This window comes from Enterococcus sp. 6D12_DIV0197 (assembly GCF_002174385.1).
GTDB classification, from domain to species: domain Bacteria; phylum Bacillota; class Bacilli; order Lactobacillales; family Enterococcaceae; genus Enterococcus_D; species Enterococcus_D casseliflavus.
The window spans coordinates 572,787-592,776 of the sequence record NZ_NIBN01000001.1; the positions used below are offsets into that span (position 1 = coordinate 572,787).

The 19,990-nt window shown below is 45.3% G+C and carries 17 protein-coding genes and 2 other annotated features; of the genes, 16 read left to right on the forward strand and 1 reads right to left on the reverse strand.

The features are described from left to right. Positions 1-155 precede the first annotated feature (155 nt). The 7 genes from A5867_RS02800 (at position 156) to A5867_RS02830 (ending at position 6,868) form a co-directional block, all read left to right on the forward strand. A complete protein-coding gene (locus A5867_RS02800; RefSeq protein WP_015508851.1) occupies positions 156-848 on the forward strand; it encodes an NAD-dependent protein deacylase in 693 nt (230 codons plus the stop codon). Positions 849-861: 13 nt separating this feature from the next. Next, positions 862-1,710 carry a chorismate mutase gene (locus tag A5867_RS02805; RefSeq protein WP_087626814.1) on the forward strand — a complete coding sequence of 283 codons (849 nt, stop codon included), beginning with the start codon at positions 862-864 and terminating at the stop codon, positions 1,708-1,710. After that, entirely contained in the window at positions 1,707-2,231 is a 525-nt protein-coding gene (locus A5867_RS02810) for a transcription repressor NadR (RefSeq protein WP_005227206.1), read from the forward strand. The genes A5867_RS02805 and A5867_RS02810 overlap by 4 nt, the downstream gene beginning before the upstream one ends. 121 nt (positions 2,232-2,352) lie before the next feature. Continuing rightward, positions 2,353-2,591 (forward strand) — a binding site (T-box leader). A 50-nt stretch (positions 2,592-2,641) separates the two neighbouring features. Further along, positions 2,642-2,882, forward strand: a binding site (T-box leader). A 68-nt stretch (positions 2,883-2,950) separates the two neighbouring features. After that, positions 2,951-4,027 carry a methionine ABC transporter ATP-binding protein gene (locus A5867_RS02815; RefSeq protein WP_010748679.1) on the forward strand — a complete coding sequence of 359 codons (1,077 nt, stop codon included), beginning with the start codon at positions 2,951-2,953 and terminating at the stop codon, positions 4,025-4,027. Further along, entirely contained in the window at positions 4,028-4,708 is a 681-nt protein-coding gene (locus A5867_RS02820; protein ID WP_010748680.1) for a methionine ABC transporter permease, read from the forward strand. 52 nt (positions 4,709-4,760) lie between these two features. Beyond that, complete coding sequence (locus A5867_RS02825; protein ID WP_005227209.1) at positions 4,761-5,600, forward strand: MetQ/NlpA family ABC transporter substrate-binding protein; 840 nt, start codon at positions 4,761-4,763, stop codon at positions 5,598-5,600. Positions 5,601-5,659: 59 nt separating this feature from the next. Next, positions 5,660-6,868, forward strand: coding sequence for a M20 family metallopeptidase (locus A5867_RS02830; protein ID WP_087626815.1), 1,209 nt, complete (start codon positions 5,660-5,662; stop codon positions 6,866-6,868). 78 nt (positions 6,869-6,946) lie between these two features. On the opposite strand, the gene def is transcribed toward A5867_RS02830, so the two are convergent. Next, positions 6,947-7,510, reverse strand: a complete 564-nt coding sequence (gene def, locus A5867_RS02835; protein ID WP_005227211.1) for a peptide deformylase — start codon at positions 7,508-7,510, stop codon at positions 6,947-6,949. A 246-nt stretch (positions 7,511-7,756) separates the two neighbouring features. On the opposite strand from def, the gene A5867_RS02840 reads away from it, so the two are divergent. From A5867_RS02840 to argC, 9 genes are all read left to right on the forward strand, one after another. Continuing rightward, positions 7,757-8,821 carry a MupG family TIM beta-alpha barrel fold protein gene (locus A5867_RS02840; protein ID WP_170927488.1) on the forward strand — a complete coding sequence of 355 codons (1,065 nt, stop codon included), beginning with the start codon at positions 7,757-7,759 and terminating at the stop codon, positions 8,819-8,821. Continuing rightward, positions 8,814-9,722: an N-acetylmuramic acid 6-phosphate etherase gene (murQ, locus tag A5867_RS02845; protein WP_086294462.1), complete on the forward strand. Its 909-nt coding sequence runs from the start codon at positions 8,814-8,816 to the stop codon at positions 9,720-9,722. Before A5867_RS02840 ends, murQ begins: the two co-directional genes overlap by 8 nt. Further along, positions 9,722-11,734, forward strand: a complete 2,013-nt coding sequence (locus tag A5867_RS02850) for a glucose PTS transporter subunit IIA (RefSeq protein WP_087626817.1) — start codon at positions 9,722-9,724, stop codon at positions 11,732-11,734. The genes murQ and A5867_RS02850 overlap by 1 nt, the downstream gene beginning before the upstream one ends. 128 nt (positions 11,735-11,862) lie before the next feature. Further along, entirely contained in the window at positions 11,863-12,894 is a 1,032-nt protein-coding gene (locus A5867_RS02855; protein ID WP_087626818.1) for an LPXTG cell wall anchor domain-containing protein, read from the forward strand. Positions 12,895-13,160: 266 nt separating this feature from the next. Next, positions 13,161-13,829 carry a TetR family transcriptional regulator gene (locus A5867_RS02860; RefSeq protein WP_005227217.1) on the forward strand — a complete coding sequence of 223 codons (669 nt, stop codon included), beginning with the start codon at positions 13,161-13,163 and terminating at the stop codon, positions 13,827-13,829. After that, entirely contained in the window at positions 13,822-15,549 is a 1,728-nt protein-coding gene (locus A5867_RS02865; protein ID WP_005227218.1) for an ABC transporter ATP-binding protein, read from the forward strand. Before A5867_RS02860 ends, A5867_RS02865 begins: the two co-directional genes overlap by 8 nt. Then, positions 15,546-17,426, forward strand: a complete 1,881-nt coding sequence (locus tag A5867_RS02870; protein WP_087626819.1) for an ABC transporter ATP-binding protein — start codon at positions 15,546-15,548, stop codon at positions 17,424-17,426. Before A5867_RS02865 ends, A5867_RS02870 begins: the two co-directional genes overlap by 4 nt. Before the next feature lie 204 nt (positions 17,427-17,630). Continuing rightward, on the forward strand, positions 17,631-18,776 hold the full coding sequence (locus A5867_RS02875; RefSeq protein WP_087626820.1) for an acetylornithine transaminase: 1,146 nt from the start codon (positions 17,631-17,633) through the stop codon (positions 18,774-18,776). Between the two features lie 146 nt (positions 18,777-18,922). Continuing rightward, the gene (argC, locus tag A5867_RS02880; protein ID WP_087626821.1) at positions 18,923-19,945 is read left to right on the forward strand and encodes an N-acetyl-gamma-glutamyl-phosphate reductase; all 1,023 of its coding nucleotides are present in this window, start codon (positions 18,923-18,925) and stop codon (positions 19,943-19,945) included. The last annotated feature ends 45 nt before the right edge of the window (positions 19,946-19,990 follow it).

Here is a 19,990-nt window from a genome sequence, read left to right on the forward strand (position 1 = left end):
GGTTTTCCCATTCTCCTTGCATTTATTTCATCTATTATAAGCAATTCCGCACGAAAAAGCATTAGTTGCTTTTAAAAAAGAAAATAGCTGATTTTTCGCAAAAACGGTTCTTTTTCGGTTAGAATAAGAGAAAAGCCATAAAGGAAGTTAGAACGATGAAGGTATCTATTGAGCAAGCAATCGCAGCGGTCACCGCCGCATCATCCGTGACCTTTTTGACGGGGGCTGGTGTTTCGACCCCATCTGGCATTCCTGATTACCGTTCCTTAAAAGGGGTCTATCAAGGAGTGGCACAGCCAGAGTATTTGTTAAGTCATGACTGTTTAGAAAACGAACCGGAAACATTTTATCAGTTCGTCAAGCACCTCTACCATCCTCAAGCACAGCCTAATATCATTCATCAAAAAATGGCTGAGCTGCAAGCGAAGAAAACCGTCTGGGTCGTTTCGCAAAACATCGATGGCTTGCATGAAAAAGCAGGCAGTCACCAAAGAATCGATTTTCACGGCTCTTTGTACAACTGTTATTGCCGAAAATGCGGCAATCAGGTACCTTGGCAAGCGTATTTGCAAGATTGGCACCATGCAGGGTGCGGTGGTCAGATTCGGCCAGCGATCGTGCTTTACGGGGAAGGATTTACGGATGAAACCATTGAAGGAGCCATTCAAGCCGTTGCTCAAGCCGACCTGACGGTGGTCGTGGGGACTTCGCTGCAAGTCTATCCTTTTGCAGGGCTAGTCGATTACAGCCAGCAGGTGTTGGTCATCAATAAGGAACCATTGGCGATCCCGAATGAATATGGCATGTTGACCGCAGCAGCCGAAACGTTTTTCCAGAAAATTGAATGAAGGAGTTTATGATATGACACAACGTACCGAAAAAGAGAAAATGATTGCTGGCGAATTGTACTTTTCCCCAGATCCAGAATTGGTGGCAGATCGAAAATATGCCCGTGAACAAATGAACCTGATCAACCAAGAAACTGATACAAAAATCAAAGAGCAGTTACTAAAAGAAACTTTCGGCTCTGTGACTGGTCGAATCTATATCGAACCGAATGTCCGTTTTGATTATGGCTACAATATTTCTGTCGGCAAAAACTTCTATGCTAACTATGATTGTGTGCTATTAGATGTTTGTCCAATTACCTTTGGCGACAACTGTATGCTGGCACCCAATGTTCGGTTGTTTACGGCGACTCATCCATTACATCCGGTCAAACGAAACAGCGGCTTAGAATTAGGGGCACCGATCGTGATTGGCGACAACGCATGGATCGGTGGTGCGGCCACGATTTTGCCAGGGGTCCGCTTAGGCAACAATGTCGTGGTAGGCGCTGGCAGTGTCGTTACCAAATCATTCCCAGACAATGTTGTGCTGGCGGGAAATCCAGCACGGGTCATCAAGACGATCGATTTAGAAGAAGAAAACAACCAGCAAAATCCCTTGGCTGTTCAGCGGGCAGCGATCGATGACATTGATTGGCAACTCACGCATCTTTTGGAAAAACGTATGAGCACGGTCAACGAAATCGTACAATTGAAGAAAAGCAGTCAATTGCCAGTATTAGATGAAAATCGTGAAGAGAAAGTGCTGGAAAACATTCTGCAGGCGATTTCTAATCAAGCCTATGAAGAAACGATTTTGGCTATGTTTAAATCAATTATGAACCACTCAAAAACCTATCAAGAGAATCAATTGGAGGAATGAGTATGGATGGAGGAACACGTCGAGAAAACATTTTAGCGGCATTGAAGCAAGCGGACAAAGCGATCAGTGCCAGCAAACTGGCAGAATCCCTCGGAGTCAGCCGTCAAATCATCGTTGGGGACATTGCCTTATTGCGAGCAGCTGGTGAAGCGATTGTGGCTACGGCTCGCGGTTATCGTCTGCAAGCGCTGTTGGATGAGGCAGGACATGTAAGTAAGCTAGCAGTGCAGCATCGACCTGAACAAACGGAAGAAGAATTGCGCATCTTTGTCGCTTGTGGTGTGGAAGTGGTCGATGTCATCGTTGAGCATGAGATCTATGGAGAGATCACTGGCAATTTGCAGATTCAAACAGACCAAGACGTGACTGATTTCATCAACAAAACCAAACATGCAGAAGCCCGCTTGCTCTCAGATTTAACCAATGGGGTACACTTGCATACGTTGCGCTACACCGATCCTGCGGCTCTGGAAAAAGCCAAACAACAGTTAGCAGAAAAAGGCATGCTCTATCAAAATTGAGGCGTAAACCATTCTGGCAAGGACGCTTTGCGGAAGTCTTGGCAAATCCTCAGATGAAAAAATTGTGATTTTTTGTTGACAAGGCGTTCATTTTCCAGTAAAGTACTCTTCAACAAGAATAATGAATCTGTTGAGAAGGAAAGTAACCGCGGATACTTCAAAGAGAGACTCTGGTTGGTGGAAAGAGTCAAGTCAGAAGCGATGAAAAATGGCCTTGGAGGATTGATTGTCGATAAGTAGGCAATCACGGATGCGCACTACCGTTACAAAGTGCACCAATCTCTAGCACGACTAGACGTTGGGTTGAGGGAAGGGAAACCTTCTAAACAAAAGGTGGTAACACGAGTATTCGTCCTTTTATTAGCAAACGCTGGTAAAAGGACTTTTTTTATACCCAAAATCAAATAGCACCACACACGAAGAATTGGTAAGTACAAAAGCACGTTTTTTCAACAGAGAGCTTCGGTAGCTGAAAAGAAGCATCAAACGACTTTTAGAAAATGGCCAAGGAGTGATTCGTTCCGAGCAGTAGTTTGCAAGGCGACGACGGTAGCGACCGTTATCTGGCTAGAGTATGATCGTACTCGAAAAGGAGCTGTATGCGAGTGCAGCTTAAACTGAGGTGGTAACACGCAAAAAGGCGTCCTCAAACAAGTCACAGGTGACTTGTTTGAGGACGCCTTTTTTTATTGAAAAAGACAAGAACTAGGGGGAAGACGATGATTTCATTAAAAGACATATCAGTAACATTCAATCAACCAAAGAAACCCGCGATCCAAGCGGTCAAAAACGTATCGATCGAGATCGACAAAGGGGACGTTTACGGCATCGTGGGCTACTCAGGCGCCGGGAAAAGTACACTCGTCCGTGTGATCAACTTATTGCAGCGCCCAAGTAGCGGCAGCGTCGTCGTCAATGGTACCGAGCTGACCACGCTTTCTGCGAAAGCCCTGCGAGAAAAACGGAAAACGATCGGAATGATCTTTCAGCACTTCAACTTGATGGACAGCCGCAATGTTTTTGATAACGTGGATTTCTCCTTAAAATATGGGGGACGGTCCAAACAGGAACGTCATCAGAAAGTAACCGAGCTGTTAGCATTGGTGGGATTGGAAGAAAAAGCCCAAGCGTTTCCTAGCCAACTATCTGGAGGACAAAAACAGCGGGTCGCGATTGCCAGAGCGTTAGCGAATGATCCAGAGATCTTGCTTTGTGATGAAGCAACCAGCGCCCTTGATCCGAAAACGACCTTACAGATATTGGCTTTGTTGAAAAAATTAAATCGAACCCTCGGCTTGACTATCGTGATCATTACTCATGAGATGCAAGTCGTCAAAGAAATCTGCAACAAAGTGGCAGTGATGGAAGACGGCGAAGTCATCGAGCAAGGTTCAAGCGTTCAGATTTTCAGTCAACCAGAAAAACCATTGACCAAAGATTTCATCCGAACGGCGACGCACATCGACCAAGCCTTAGAAACGATCCTTGGCAGTTCGAAGTTTTCTTCCTTGGCACCAAATGAATGGCTGGTGGAGCTGTCCTACGTTGGCGATCAAACCAATGAACCACTGATCGCCCAATTGTACAGCCGCTACAAAGTGACCACCAATATTCTTTACGGCAACGTGGAGATCTTGCAAGAAGTGCCGATCGGCAGCTTAGTCGTTAGCTTATCTGGCGAATATCATCAGCGTAAACATGCCTTAGAATACTTGAAGGCTCAAGGAGTTTACACCAATATTTTAAAAGAAAATCATGCAGAACCATTAAACAATGTGATTAAAGGAGGATTTTAGATGGCTGCCTTATTAGAAAGATATTTTCCCAATGTTGTTGCGATCCAAGATGAATTTGTGACAGCAACGATCCAAACCTTGTATATGGTTTTTTGGACCTCTTTGATTGCGGGCATCTTAGGTATCTTGTTAGGGATCGTCTTGGTAGTAACTCGACCGAATGGGATTTTAGAAAATCGACCGCTCTTTGAATTTCTCGATAAAGTCATCAATGTGGTCCGCTCGATCCCCTTTATTATCTTATTGACGTTATTAGGAACCTTTACCCGATTCCTTGTTGGAACGACCATCGGCGAAACAGCAGCATTGGTTCCTCTGATTGCTGGGATCATTCCTTTCTTTGCTCGGCAGATCGAGATCGCCTTGCTAGAAGTTGACCCTGGTGTCGTAGAAGCAGCTGAAGCGATGGGCACCAGTCCTTTCGGTATCATTTTTCGGGTCTATTTACCAGAAGGCGTGGCGGGAATCATTCGGGTCTCTGCGTTGACCGTGATCAATGTGATCGGATTGACCGCTATGGCAGGAGCAGTTGGCGCTGGCGGTTTAGGCAACTTAGCCATCACCCGCGGGTACAACCGATTCCAGACCGACGTCACGATCATGGCGACCTTGATCATCTTAGTATTCGTTTTTATCAGTCAATTTGTCAGCAACCTACTCATTAAACGAGTATCACACTGACCACTACTTACGTACAAATAAAAAAACAAGCAAGTCTATGGAGGAAACAAAAATGAAAAAAATCGTACAATCAATCGTCTTAGGGGCAGCATTATTATTTATTACAGGATGCGGAAACAATGGCAGTGCCGCAGCCAATGACCAAGAAGAAGTGACGGTGAAATTAGGGGTGATCGGGGCGGACACCGACGTTTGGGATGATGTCAAGGATCGTTTGAAAGACGAAGGCATCAATTTAGAATATGTCCAATTCTCTGATTACAATCAACCCAATGCAGCTTTAGCTGATGGTTCCATCGACCTTAATTCATTCCAACACCAATTTTTCTTGGACAACTATAATGAAGAATTTGGTACTGATCTCGTATCGATCGGCAATACAGTCAATGCGCCATTAGGCATTTATTCCGACAAAGTGACGGATGTCAACGACTTGGCTGAAGGAGCTAAAGTTGCGATCCCTAATGATGTGACCAATGGTGGTCGGGCATTGCTTTTGTTACAATCAGCTGGATTGATCAAAGTGGATGAAGCAGCCGGCCAAACACCAACGGTCGCGGATATTACAGAAAACCGTTTGAACTTAGAAATTTCAGAACTGGATGCAGCGCAAACCGCCCGGGCACTTTCGGATGTCGATGTTTCGGTCATCAATAGCGGCATGGCGGTGGATGCAGGATTTGTGCCAACCGAAGATGCGATCTTTTTAGAGCCTGTTGATGAAACGGCCCGTCCTTACGTCAACATCATTGCCGCCCGTAAAGAAGAGGAAGACAATGAAGTTTACCAAAAAGTGGTCGCGGCTTACCAAACAGAGGATACGAAAAAAGTCATCGAGGAAACGTCAAAAGGATCAAGCGTTCCTGCTTGGGAAACCTTTGGAGCAAAATAAGCACCATGTAATTTGATAAAAAAACTGAAAAAGCATGTATAAAAAGGAGAGATTTGATTATGACAACAGCAACTATTACGAAAGCAGCCATCAAACCATTTATCCAAGAGCGTTTAGCCGCTTATCAAGCCTTGGCATTAGATATCCACAATCACCCAGAAGTCAGCAACTATGAGTTTTATTCAGCCGATGCCCTGATCGCCCAATTAGAAAAAGAAGGCTTTGCTGTTAAAAAGGATGTGGCAGGCCATCGCACCGGCTTTGATGCCCGCTATGTCAGTGGGAAACCGGGTCCGACGATTGCCTTTTTAGCCGAGTATGATGCGTTACCTGGCATCGGTCATGCCTGCGGACACAATCTCTTCGGGACTTATTCCGTCTTAGCTGCCAGTGCTCTGCAACCTTTCATCGATGAGCTAGGCGGGGAGATTCGAGTCTATGGGACGCCAGGAGAAGAAGGTGGAGAAAATGGTTCCGCTAAAGGCAGTTTTGTCCGTGAAGGGTTCTTCGATGATGTCGATGCCGCTCTTTGTGTCCATCCAGCCCATCGCTATGGCAAAACGACGGCTTCATTAGCCAATGATCCAGTGGATATCAAGTTCTATGGTCGGGCTTCCCATGCGGCAGCTGCACCAGAAAAAGGCATCAACGCGTTAGAAGCATTGCTGCAAGTCTTTAACGGGATCAATGGGTTGCGCCTGCATTTACCAAAAGATGTCAATATTCATGGTGTGATCACCGATGGCGGCGTGGCAGCCAATGTCGTGCCAGAATATGCAGCCGGTCGTTTTTATTTACGAGCTGCCAATCGAGCAACCTTGAATGATGTCTACGAGAAAGTCAAAAACATCGTAAAAGGAGCCGCTTTAGCTACGGGAGCGACCTATGAATTTGGTTTGTTCCAAAACTCCGTCGACGATGTGATTGTGACACCAAGTTTTGATGAGATCTTCTTCGCCCATGCCCAAGAAGCGGGCGTACCTGCCGATGAGATCGATACGGAAGCCAAAACAAGCCTTGGTTCGTCTGATGTCGGCAATGTCAGTCAAGTGATCCCGACGATCCAACCCACCGTTTCGATTTCAGATGACTACATTGCGGGTCATTCGGAAGAATTCAAAGCCGCTGCCAAGAGTGAAAAAGGCTTGCAATCGATCGCCATCGCGGCGGAACTTTTAGCGCTGACGGCATTAGACCTTTTTGAGCAGCCAGCGTTATTAGAAAAAATCAAAGCCGATCATCAAGAAAGCCTAGCGAAAGGCAATTAATGCCAAAACCGTGAAGGAAGATAGTCAATAGTATAGAAAAAAAGTCTCTGCCGCAAAATGTCGGTAGAGACTTTTTAGTTAGTCGATGACTAAAATGCCTTCTTTCAATGAAAAAGGATTTTGTTGATTGATATGATCGTAGAACATGACCCCGTTCAAATGATCGATCTCATGCTGAACGACGATCGCAGGATAGTTCTTCAAACGAACTTTTTTCTTTTTGCCGTTGATGTCGTAATAGCTGATCGTGATCCGGGCATGGCGTACCACGTAGCCAGGGACTTCACGGTCCACGGACAGACAGCCTTCGCCTTCACCCAAACAAGCTTCTTGCACGGAATGACTTAAAATTTTGGGATTGTATAGAACATCTTTAAAATCAGGTTCTGTTTTTTCTGGGTCGCTACTAGGGACGAGGACCGCTGTGATTCGTTTTGAAATATCTAATTGAGGAGCTGCTAGACCAACGCCGCCTCTTAATTCAAGTTCTTCTGCCTTGACTGGGTCTTGGCTATTTTCTAAAAAGGTCATCATTTCTTTTCCTAGTGCGATATCTTCTTCGCTCAAAGGAAAAGGTACTTCTTTTGCTACTTCACGCAAGGTTGGATTGCCTTCGCGAATAATATCATCCATTGTAATCATTGATGATGTGATTCCTCCTACTATGTAAAAATGACGAAAGCAAGTTTCGTTCCTAATAAAGTGTACCATAAGTGTAGAAAGAAGGGCATAAGAAAGTTTAAACGGTAAAGCTTTCTTATTAAATGAAACGATATTTCTATATTAATGATTTAATTATGAAATATAGTTGCGAATGGGAAAAGAATCAGTTATAATGCTTTTATAGAAAACGGTATCAAGAAAGTGACCCATCAAGGAGGCAAAGAGATGTTCGGCTTTTCTGTATTTATGAACGAAGACTTGACGGCAGCAGAACTTGAGCAGATGACTGCGATGGCATCAGGCTTTAAAGGGATTTTCACCTCCATGCACATACCAGAAGATGATCGCAGTACTTATCGGCAGCGTTTGACGGACTTGGGAGGTTTCGCAAAAGACCATCAGCTGTCTTTAATGGTAGATATTTCTGGAAACGCATTAGCAGAAGCGGGCTTTTCCATCGACAATCTGGCGGAACTAAGGGAGATCGGTGTCACTGGTTTACGAATGGATTATGCGATCGACAATCAGCAAATCGCAGCTTTTTCAAAAGAAATGACCATCAGTTTGAATGCCAGTACATTGACGGAAAAAGACATTCGAGAGCTGCAGGCGTATGGAGCCGATTTTACTCGTTTGGAAGCTTGGCACAATTATTACCCCCGACCAGAAACGGGACTGGATGTTGGCTGGTTTCAGGAGAAGAACCGCTGGTTGAAAGCACAAGGCTTTTTCGTCCAAGCCTTTGTTCCAGGGGATGCCAAGAAACGCGGACCGTTATTTCAAGGATTACCCACACTGGAAAGACACCGCAACTGGTCGCCTTTTGCCGCAGCGATCGACTTATTGGCAACTGGCTCAGTCGATGCTGTTTACATTGGCGATGGCATGGTTTCTGAAAAAAGTGCCCAGCAGTTTGCGACGTATCTGGAAGAAGCGCGGATCGTTTTGCGGGTCAAAGATCTTGGTTCCACTTACTTTGAACACGTCTTAGGGAATCACCAAAATCGTTACGATGAAGCTCGAGATGTCTTGCGCAGCGCCGATGCCCGTTTCAATGCGATTCCAGAAGTCAAACCTGAACTTAGTCAAGAGCGGCCAGTGGGGGCTGTGACGATCGATAACCAAGAGTACTTGCGCTATATGGGAGAGATCCAGGTGTGCAAACGACCTTTGCCGGCAGACCCAAAAGTCAACCTCGCCGCTCAGGTGATACCAGCCGATCTGCCGTTGATCCAACAAATCAAAGCAGGGATGCGATTTAAATTAGAAAGAGATGATTCCGATGAATAAAATCAATTTAGACAAATTAACGACCGAACGACGCAATAGTGAAACGAGCAATTTAGATGAAATGACGATTTTAGAAGCGTGTCAAAAAATGAACCAAGAAGATCAAAAAGTTGCCTATGCGGTGGAAAAAGAAATTCCTAGTATTGAAAAAGTGATTGAACAAACCATCGTCGCTTTTAAAAAGGGCGGACGCTTGATTTATCTTGGCGCTGGGACGAGTGGTCGATTAGGCGTCTTGGATGCGGCCGAATGTGTCCCAACCTTTGGGGTATCACCTGAGATGGTGGTCGGTCTGATCGCCGGTGGCGAAGAAGCGATGACGGTCGCTGTCGAAGGAGCAGAAGACTCCTTAACGCTAGGCAAACAAGACCTTGTCGATTTGAAGTTGAACCCAAATGACATGGTGATCGGGATCGCTGCCAGTGGCAGAACCCCTTACGTGATCGGGGCGCTTGACTATGCCAATGAGCTCGGTGCCACAACGGCTACGATCGCTTGTAATAAAGACGCGGAGATCTCTCAGCATGCCAGCTTTCCAATCGAGGTCGATTGTGGACCAGAATTTCTGACAGGTTCGACTCGTTTGAAATCTGGGACTGCCCAAAAACTGATTTTGAATATGATCTCGACGTTATCGATGGTAGGGATCGGCAAAGTCTACAATAATTTGATGGTCGACGTGAAAGCGACCAACGAAAAATTGGTGGAACGCTCAAAACGGATCATCATGCAGGCAACTGAAGCTGATTATGAAACAGCCGCCGCGGCATTTGAAGAAGCAGATCAGAATGTCAAATTGGCGATCGTGATGCTGTTGACTGATAGTACGAAAGACGAAGCACAAGCAAAACTTGCCACGGCACAAGGGTTTGTCAAAACGGCGTTAGGAGGAGAAAAGTAATGGCAAAAGAAACACTGACGGTAGAAGAGTTAGCGGAGAAGATTTTTCAAGAAGCCGGCGGAATGGACAACGTAGAAACAGTCAATCACTGTATGACTCGCGTACGAATGACCGTCCGCGACCACGATAAGGTCGATCAACAAGGGTTAAAAGAGATTCCCGGTGTGATGGGTGTGGTCAATGATGAGCAGCTGCAAGTCATTATCGGACCAGGGAAAGTCAACAAAGTAGCCAATGCAATGGTGGCAAAAGCTGGTGTTGATTTAGGGCAAGAGATCCCACCGCAAAAATCAGGCAAAGAGGCGTTATCAGAAAAAACGGCAGAGATGAAAGCAGCCCAAAAAGCCAAACAAAAATCATCGCCATTAAAGTCGCTGCTGAAAGATATTTCTAATATCTTTGTTCCAATGATTCCAGCCTTCGTTGGTGCAGGACTCGTCGCAGGGATCGCTTCTGTCCTGACCAATATGATCACGGCTGGCCGATTAGATGGAGATACTTGGAATTATTATGTCATGATTTTAAACGTCCTCAGAAATGGGATGTTCACCTATTTAGCGATCTTTACTGGGGTCAATGCAGCGCAGGTCTTTAAAGCCAATCCAACCCTTGGTGGCGTGATCGGTTCGATCATCTTGCTGACAGGTATGAACCCAGAAGCCCCGATCCAAAACTTATTCACTGGCGAAGCTTTAGCTGCCAACCAAGGAGGGATCATCGGTGTGATCTTCGCTGTATGGCTTTTGGCGAAATTAGAGGCAGTGCTGCATCGAGTGATTCCTGAAGCGATCGATATTATCGTGACCCCGACGTTGTGTTTGCTGATCATCGGTTTGACGGAGATTTTCTTGATCATGCCATTGGCAGGTCTGATCTCTGACAGCTTAGTCGGTTCGATCACTTGGGTCTTGAACGTGGGCGGTGCTTTCTCTGGGTTTGTCTTAGGGGCGGCCTTCCTACCAATGGTCATGTTTGGTTTGCATCAAATTTTGACCCCGATCCACATTCAAATGATCGAAGCAACAGGCAGCACGCAATTATTACCGATCTTAGCCATGGCTGGTGCTGGTCAAGTCGGTGCAGCTTTAGCCTTATGGGTACGACTACGTAAAGACAAAGAGCTTTCTGAAATGATCAAAGGCGCATTGCCAGTTGGGATCTTAGGCATCGGCGAACCATTGATCTACGGAGTGACGTTGCCATTAGGTCGACCATTTATCACTGCTTGTATTGGTGGTGGGATCGGTGGTGCGGTCATTGGCGCTTTGACAAATATCGGCGCAACGGCGATTGGACCATCAGGACTAGCTTTGATCCCCTTGATTGCCAACGGCCGTTGGATGGGCTATATTTTCGGCTTGTTAGCAGGCTATGCTGGCGGCTTCGTTGCCACCTACTTCTTTGGGATTCCGAAGGATCGCTTAGAAGCAGTCAAAGAAAGCGAGGCAGAAGAAGCAAAACCAGCTGCAACCGTTACTGTGCAACCGCAACCAAAAGAAACGAGTGAAACGGCTGCAAAGGAAACGACAGCAAATCCATCAAAAGAAACGATCGATACCCCTTTATACGCAGTAGCCACAGGCACGACAAAAGCGATCAGTGCATCAAGTGATCCGGTATTTTCGCAAAAAATGATGGGCGACGGGTATTTCGTCTTGCCAGACAATGGTGCGATCTATGCACCAGCAGCAGGAACCGTCACGACGATTTTTCCCACGAAACATGCATTGGGGATCAAGACTGCCAGCGGGCTAGAGATTCTGCTGCACATGGGTGTTGACACCGTCGAATTGCAAGGAGCACCTTTTGAGATCCTGGTGGAGGAAGGCCAAGCCGTGACACCAGCTACCCAAGTTGCCCAAGTCGATTTGGCACAGTTGACGGCTAAAGGCAAAGCTTCTGAGATGCTCGTGATCATCACCAATATGGAGCAAGTAGCCAATATCGAAGGGTTACCAGGAACAGAAACAAAAGCGGGTCAAGCCGTCATGCATGTGGCAACGATAAAATAATGTTAAAACCTCTATCGGATAAAGATAGAGGTTTTTTTTAAGAAGTTACTAAATAGATTGCGAAAAATTTTCCTTTATGTTACAGTTTCGTTACAAAGGGAGTGATCCCATTCGAGGAGGCAATGAGGATGAAAAAAATAATTTGGTTCGGACTAATGACGCTGGCTTTTTCACCACTGATGGTTCATGCAGATGAAACAGCTACGAGTGAAAATGGCAATCAGGCTACCGTTAGCGAGACGCTTTCATCAGAGGAGCAATCAGGAACGGATCAGACACAAGCTGCTGTCCAAGAAAGTACAGTAGAAAATCAAGAGACGGATCAATCCGCTGCTTCAGAAACTACGACTACCGAGAATCAAGAACCAGTCGATTCCGAAGCTGTTATTGCCTCGATCCAAGCAGAGACGGGGACGCAAGATGTCAGTGAGATCAACACGTTAGCCGATGAACCTAGTTCGCTGCGTAGCGCCTTAACCCAAGGGATCACTGAAGGAAGTGTGACCGCATTTACCCAAGAACAGTTGGACCAGTTGACAGATGAAGAATTGACCAATGGCAATCGTCTGGCGCTACGTTATTCCAGTGATGCGATGGGCTTTGATATTGCTTACTTAGCAAAAATCATCGGTGCCTTGTTTGTCGATCAGACGTTATCCTGGGAAGCCATTGAGCCGCAACTGGCTTTTGATGCGAATAGCTACGCCAGTTTTGCTGACTTGATTCCTGTCGTGGATCAGCTGCAGGAATATTTACGGGTCGTCTATCCAGCAGACGGAGTCTTTTTACATTTGAATCAAGCCGTTTCCAACGAATGGATGATCTCAATTTTGACCAATTTAAATCAGATGGAACAAGAGATGCAAGTCGATCCAGGTGCCTTTGTCCCAGGACGGATCTCGTATATCATTCAAGCGGCAAATGATTCCATGTATCTGCCTACAGGCACGCAAACGAGTACGACTGAAGAAGCGACCGCAACATCGACGAGTGCTCAAGAAACAGCGACAACGACTTCTTCGAAAGAGGCCAACGCTACTGCCGATGGTGAAAAAACATTACCTAAAACCAATGAAGCGCCAAGCTATACCTTACTGATCGCAGGTGTTATCCTGCTGCTGATCGTTTTCTTGATTCTATGGCGCCGCAATAAAAAATGATTGTTATTTATAATCGTCAGAATGAAAAAATAGCAACCTTCGTTTTCCATCAGGGAAACGAAGGTTTTTTGTTTTCAGAAATTTCATTGGTTATTTCTTTTCAAATAACGCCCTTTATAAAAAGACCAGAATCGATTCCTTCATAAAAAAGTCAAATTTAAATTCTTGCATTCTCTGGTGAGGGGTGTATAATGACACAGTGTCATATGACAACGTGTCATATCGAGAGCTGTGATTTATTTTAAATTAGAAAGGAGTTGCTTGTGATGCCGACCGATACATTTTTTCACTTGCCGCCAGAAAAACAAAAGCGCATCTTAAATGCGGCGAAAAAAGAATTCTCAAGACTGCCGCTGAAAGACGCCTCGATCGCCAACATCATCAAAGATGCCGAGATTCCTCGCGGGAGTTTTTACCAATACTTCGAAAACAAAGAAGATCTTTATTACTATTATTTCCATACGTTGAAAAAAAATAGTCAGCGAGATCTGCTGAAATCGATCCAACATGAAAACGGGGATCTGTTTGCGGGGTTCGAATGGTACTTTTCACGGATGATCGCCGAGGTTTTCAAAGGCAAAAACGCAAACTTTTACCGCAATTTATTTATGAGTATGGATTATCGTTCCTTCCATAAAGTCGTGCCAGAGATGCAGCACAAGATGCATCAAGAAAACAAAGCCGATCGGCAGAAGCAGCAAGCCATCTTTTTGTCAGAGGTCGACAAAGATTTATTGAAAGTCAAAGACGACCATGAGTTGAAAATGCTGATCCAGCTGCTGATGCATACCGTCTTTTCGACGATTGCCGAAGCCTATCGCCAATCAGCGTTTGATCCAGACTATGATCCTGCCGAAGCGATCGCTGATTTCAACAGTAAAGTCCGCTGGTTAAGAGAGGGCGCAAAAAAAGAAAGAGGGGAAACCTATGATTAAGCTGATAAAACGCGTATCCGTCATTTCCATAATCATGGCAGTGGTGTTTATGGTGATCCAAGTCGTTTCTGATTTGTATCTACCGACATTGACTTCCAATATTATCAACAATGGGGTGGCGACAGGCGACATTGATTACATTTGGAAAACCGGCTTTTACATGATCGGCTTTTCATTGATCAGTATCATCGCCGCTTTAGGAAATACGTATTTCGCAACAAGAGAATCACAAAAATTAGGACAAAAACTACGTTCGGACATTTACCAAAAAGTTGAGAATTTTTCTTCTCGATCTTTTGATAAATTTGGGACCGCATCATTGATTACAAGAACCACCAACGACGTCAACCAAATTCAAATGGTGACGCAAATGTTTTTACGTATGATGATCAATGCACCGATCACACTGATTGGGGCGAGTTTCTTGGCCTATCAAAAAGATGCCCAATTAACACGAATCTTTTTAGTCGTTATTCCTATCATGCTGGTATTGGTCGGCGGTATTATGTATTTTGCCGTTCCTTTATTCAAAAGTATGCAAAAGAAAACCGACCGTTTGAACTTAGTCTTTCGTGAAGGCTTGACGGGGGTCCGCGTTATTCGGGCATTTGACAAGACGGATTATGAAGCGAATCGCTTTGATGAAGCCAACAAAGATTACACCCACACCGCGATTAAAGTAAACACCATCGTGGCATTGATGATGCCATTGATGACGTTGATCATGAGTGGGACGAACATTGCCATCACATGGTTTGGGGGTCATTATATTGCCGAAATGACCTTAGAAGTCGGAAACTTGATTGCGTTTATGACCTATGCAATGCAAATTTTGATCAGCTTTATGATGCTGTCCATGATCTTCGTGATGGTGCCAAGAGCCCAAGCATCAGCTGATCGGATCAACGAAGTCTTAAATGAAGAAGATGAAATTCTCGATCCAAAAACACCAGCGACATTGAGCTTACAAGGGGACCAAGCAACCTTGGCCTTTGACCATGTCGCGTATCGCTACCAAGGCGCTGAGAAATTGGCGTTGGAAGATATCGATTTTCAAGCAAAATCTGGTGATTTTGTTGCCATCATCGGTGGGACGGGCTCAGGGAAAACGACCTTAGTCAATCTCTTGCCTCGTTTGTACGATGTGGAGTCTGGTGCAATCAAAATCAATGGGGTCAATATTGCAGAAGTCACCCAGCACAATCTAAGAGAAGTCGTGGGCTTTGTTCCGCAAAAAGCGGTACTGTTTTCTGGTACCATTCGTGAAAATATGAAATACGGAAAACCCGATGCATCAGATGAAGAAATCTGGCAAGCCTTAGAGATCGCCCAAGCCAAAGATTTTGTCTCCGAACTGGCAGATGGCTTAGATAGCCGTGTAGAACAAGGCGGCGGCAACTTCTCTGGTGGACAACGTCAACGTTTAGCGATCGCTCGTGCGTTAGTGAAACAAGCAGATGTCTATGTCTTTGATGATTCCTTCTCCGCACTGGACTTCAAAACCGATGCCAACTTACGAGCAGCGCTGAAACGCGACATGCAAGACAGCATTATGGTCGTGGTTGCCCAACGGGTCAGCACCGTCATGGATGCCGATACGATCTTAGTATTGGATGAAGGAAAACTCGTAGGAAAAGGAACCCATGAATCATTAATGGCAGACAATGAAACCTACCAAGAAATCGTTTCTTCACAATTGAGAGAGGAGGATCTTGCATGAGTGAAAAGAAAACAACAACACAACACCGTGGTGGACCAATGGGCGGTGGTCCAGGCCGTAACATCGGTGCCAAAGGACCAAAACCAAAAAACTTTTGGGGGACGGTCAAACGGCTTTTCGGGTACATGTCGAAACGCTCCATCGCTATCATCGCCGTCTTCGTTTTAGCGATCGCAGCCGTGATCTTCCAAATCCAAACACCGAAAATTTTAGGGGAAGCGACCACTGAAATTTTTAAAGGTGTCATGATCGGTGCGCAGCAGATGCAAGCCGGCCAACAGGTAACAGAATTTCCTATCGATTTTGAGAAAGTTGGTCAAATCATTTTGATCGCGATCGGCATGTATGTGATTTCAGCCGTCTTCAACTTTCTACAACAATTTATTATGACCCGTGTCTCGCAACGGACGGTTTATGAGCTGCGTCGTGACTTAGATGAAAAAATGAACCGCTTGCCGATCTCTTACTATGATACTCACTCAAATGGGGATATCATGTCACGGGCGATCAATGATATGGATAATATCGCAAGTACCCTGCAACAAAACTTGACCCAATTTATTACGAGTGTCGTGACCTTTATCGGGGTTTTGTGGATGATGCTGACGATCAGTTGGCAACTGACTTTGGTTGCTTTAGCAACGGTTCCTTTAAGCTTGATCGTCGTGATGATCGTCGCACCAAAATCGCAAAAATTCTTTGCGGCACAACAAAAAAGTTTAGGATTGCTCAATGACCAAGTCGAAGAAACTTACGGCGGTCATACCGTTGTCAAAACCTTCAACCATGAAGCCGCCGATCAAGTCGTTTTTGAAGAAGAAAATGACCGTCTGTATTCCGCTGGTTGGAAAGCCCAATTTATTTCAGCGATCATTATGCCCTTGATGAACTTCATTAAAAACTTAGGCTATGTCTTCGTGGCTGTCCTTGGTGGGATCAAAGTGGCGAATGGGAACATGACGTTAGGGGATGTGCAAGCATTCTTGCAATACACCAATCAATTCTCTCAACCAATCACTCAAATCGCTAGCTTACTAAACACCATCCAATCAACCGTTGCATCTACCGAACGGGTCTTTGAAGTCTTGGATGAAGAAGAAATGACTGATGAGCCTTCTGGATTGCCAGTGGAAGACAGTGAATACAAAGTTCGTTTCGATCATGTTCAATTTGGTTATGCGCCAGACAAATTATTGATGACCGATTTTAATCTGGATGTCAAAGCTGGTGAGATGGTGGCTATCGTAGGACCTACCGGCGCTGGGAAAACCACGCTGATCAATCTCTTGGAACGTTTTTATGATGTTTCTGGCGGTAGCATTCGTTACGATGGCAAAGATACCCGAGACTTGACTCGTGATGAGTTGCGTAGTAATATCTCGATGGTGCTGCAAGATACGTGGTTGTTTACTGGTTCCATCTATGACAACATTCATTATGGAAATGAAAAAGCGACCAAAGAGCAAGTGATCGCTGCGGCGAAAGCTGCCCATGTGGATGATTTTGTTCGCAAATTGCCAGAAGGCTATGATACGGTCTTGAATGAAGAAGCCAGCAACATCTCCCAAGGTCAACGTCAGCTGATCACGATCGCCCGCGCCTTCTTAGCGGATCCCGACGTTTTGATTTTGGATGAAGCAACTTCTAGTGTCGATACGCGGACGGAAATCTTGATCCAAAAAGCAATGGGTCGTTTGTTAGAAAATCGGACCAGCTTTGTGGTTGCTCACCGTCTCTCTACGATTCGTGATGCTGACAATATTATCGTGATGAATCACGGGTCCATTGTTGAGACTGGAAATCATGAGGAATTGATGGCACAAAACGGTTTCTATGCAGACCTGTATAACAGTCAATTTTCAGAAGAAGTGGCGTGATCCACTGTTTGTAATGAAAGAAATTCTTCCCCAAATGATGATAAACAGACCGCCAAAGGTTGACTGAAAGAAAGCAGTGATTGTCACTGCTTTCTTTTTTTTATGAATTTTTATCGCTTTATTTTAAATATTTATTGCAATTAGCTGGATAAAAATGTATATTAATACATAATTTCGGATAATCCAAGACAAGGAGTGAACCCAATGAGTCATCTTTTTCCTAATTACAGCCGTTTACCCATCGATATCCAGCAAGGCAACGGCAGCTATGTGGTAGATTCGCAAGGCAACCAATATTTAGATTTAACAAGCGGCATCGGGGTCGTTAATCTCGGTTATGGGCATCCCAAAGTGCAAGCCGCGTTGATGACACAAGCAGAGCAGATTTGGCATGTGCCGAATTTGTATGACAGCCAGTTGCAAGAAGAAGTTGCCCAAAAGCTGACCCAAAATCAAAAGAGCGCCTCAGACGAGCCGTATCTGGCTTATTTTTGCAACAGTGGCGCTGAGGCGAACGAAGCTGCTTTAAAGCTGGCTCGCAAAGCGACTGGCCGCAGCAAAGTCATCAGTTTTGAACAATCTTTTCATGGTCGGACCTTTGGGGCGATGTCTTTGACTGGGCAAAGTAGTATCCATGATGGGTTTGGACCGTTAGTACCAGAGATGGTGTATGTACCCTTTAATGACCTTGAGGCATTGCAAGCCGTTTTAGATGAGCAGACAGCAGCCGTGTTTTTAGAATTGATCCAAGGCGAAGGCGGTGTGATCCCTGCTGAGGTGGCGTGGGTCCAAGCGGTGACAGCCCTTTGTCAGGAGTTGGGGGTATTACTGGTGGTGGATGAGATCCAAACGGGGATGGGGCGGACAGGAACACTGTTTGCTTTTGAAGGATATGGCATTGAACCTGATCTTTTTACCGTAGCAAAAGGGCTTGGTAACGGGATCCCTGTCGGAGCGATGCTAGGCAAAAGCCATTTGCAAACGGCTTTTGGACCCGGTAGTCACGGTTCGACCTTTGGTGGCAATAAATTAGCGATGGCCGCTGCTAGTGCCGTTTGCAGTGTGTTGCAAGAAGGGGACATTCAAGTCAATGTTCACTTGCGCCAGCAGCAGTTTCTCGACGGATTGCAAGGACTATCTAAGGTGCAGGCGATTCGTGGGAAAGGATTGATGATCGGTATCGAATTAGCCGATTCGGAAAGCTTGCAATCCGTGTTGACCCAACTGCGGAACCAAGGCCTCCTCGCATTAAAAGCGGGAACCAAGGTTTTGCGCTTGCTGCCGCCTTTAACGATCTCGCAAGAGGAAACGACAGCAGCCTTGGCGATTTTGCAAGCTGTCTTAGCATAATTGCATAAAAATAGATTTTTCGGGCTTTTTTTCTTATAAAAACCGAATAATAGCGAATTTATTTTGAATAGTTTTATAAATAATCATTGACAGAGCGATGGGAGTTTCTTATAATCTTAAGTAAATTCTTTTGAGGAGTGACGTGTTTGAAGGCAGCAATCGTTGGTGTAACAGGGTATACCGGAATTGAATTGATTCGTTTGATCCAGCAACATCCCCAATTGGAGGTGGGCACCTTGCATAGTCATTCTATGCATGAAAATTCATCTGTTTTGTATCCTCATTTAATTGGACTGACAGAGCGGCTGATCGAACCTTTTGATGCAGAAAAAATCCAAAAGGAAAATCAACTCGTGTTTTTTGCGACTCCTGCTGGAATCAGCAAAGAACTTGCAGCGACTTTTGTCGCAAATGACTTTCCAGTGATTGACCTTTCTGGTGATCTGCGATTGAAGGATCGGGATAGCTATCAAAAATGGTATCACCAAGAAGCTGCACCTGCCGAGTTGTTGGCACAAGCGACCTATTCGCTGCCTGAGTTTGCAACGACTCCTGGCAATTTGATCGCCAATCCAGGCTGTTATGCGACTGCTGCCATTTTAGCTGCTGCGCCGTTGGTTCAGCAAAAACTATTCAGCGGTACGTTGATTTTTGATGGCAAGTCGGGTTTGTCGGGTGCTGGTAAGAAATTGACGGACAGCAGTCACTTTGCAACCGCTGCGGATAACATGACGATGTATAAGCCAAATCAGCATCAGCATATTCCTGAGATCATGCAGCAGTTTCAGCAATGGGATCAGGCAATGCCGCCGATCCAATTTTCTACCAGCTTACTGCCTGTCAAAAGAGGGATCTTTATGACGCTTTATGCGCCTATCAAAGACGCGATTTCGCAAGAGGACATCTATGAGCAGTACGTAAAAACGTATCAAGACCATCCGTTTGTCCGAGTGCAACCGTTAGGAAAGCTGCCCGAGCTGCGGCAAGTGACGGGAACGAATTTTTGTGACATTGGCATATGTTTCAATCCGCTGACCCAAGTGTTGACCGTTGTCGCAGTGATCGATAATTTGGGCAAAGGGGCTGCTGGCCAAGCGATCCAAAACTTCAATCGATGGGCAAAGATATCAGAAACGACTGGTCTTATGCAAGCACCGTTATATCCATAAAATAGCCAACAGACGCGTGAGGATACTCGTGTCAGCCAGTGGACA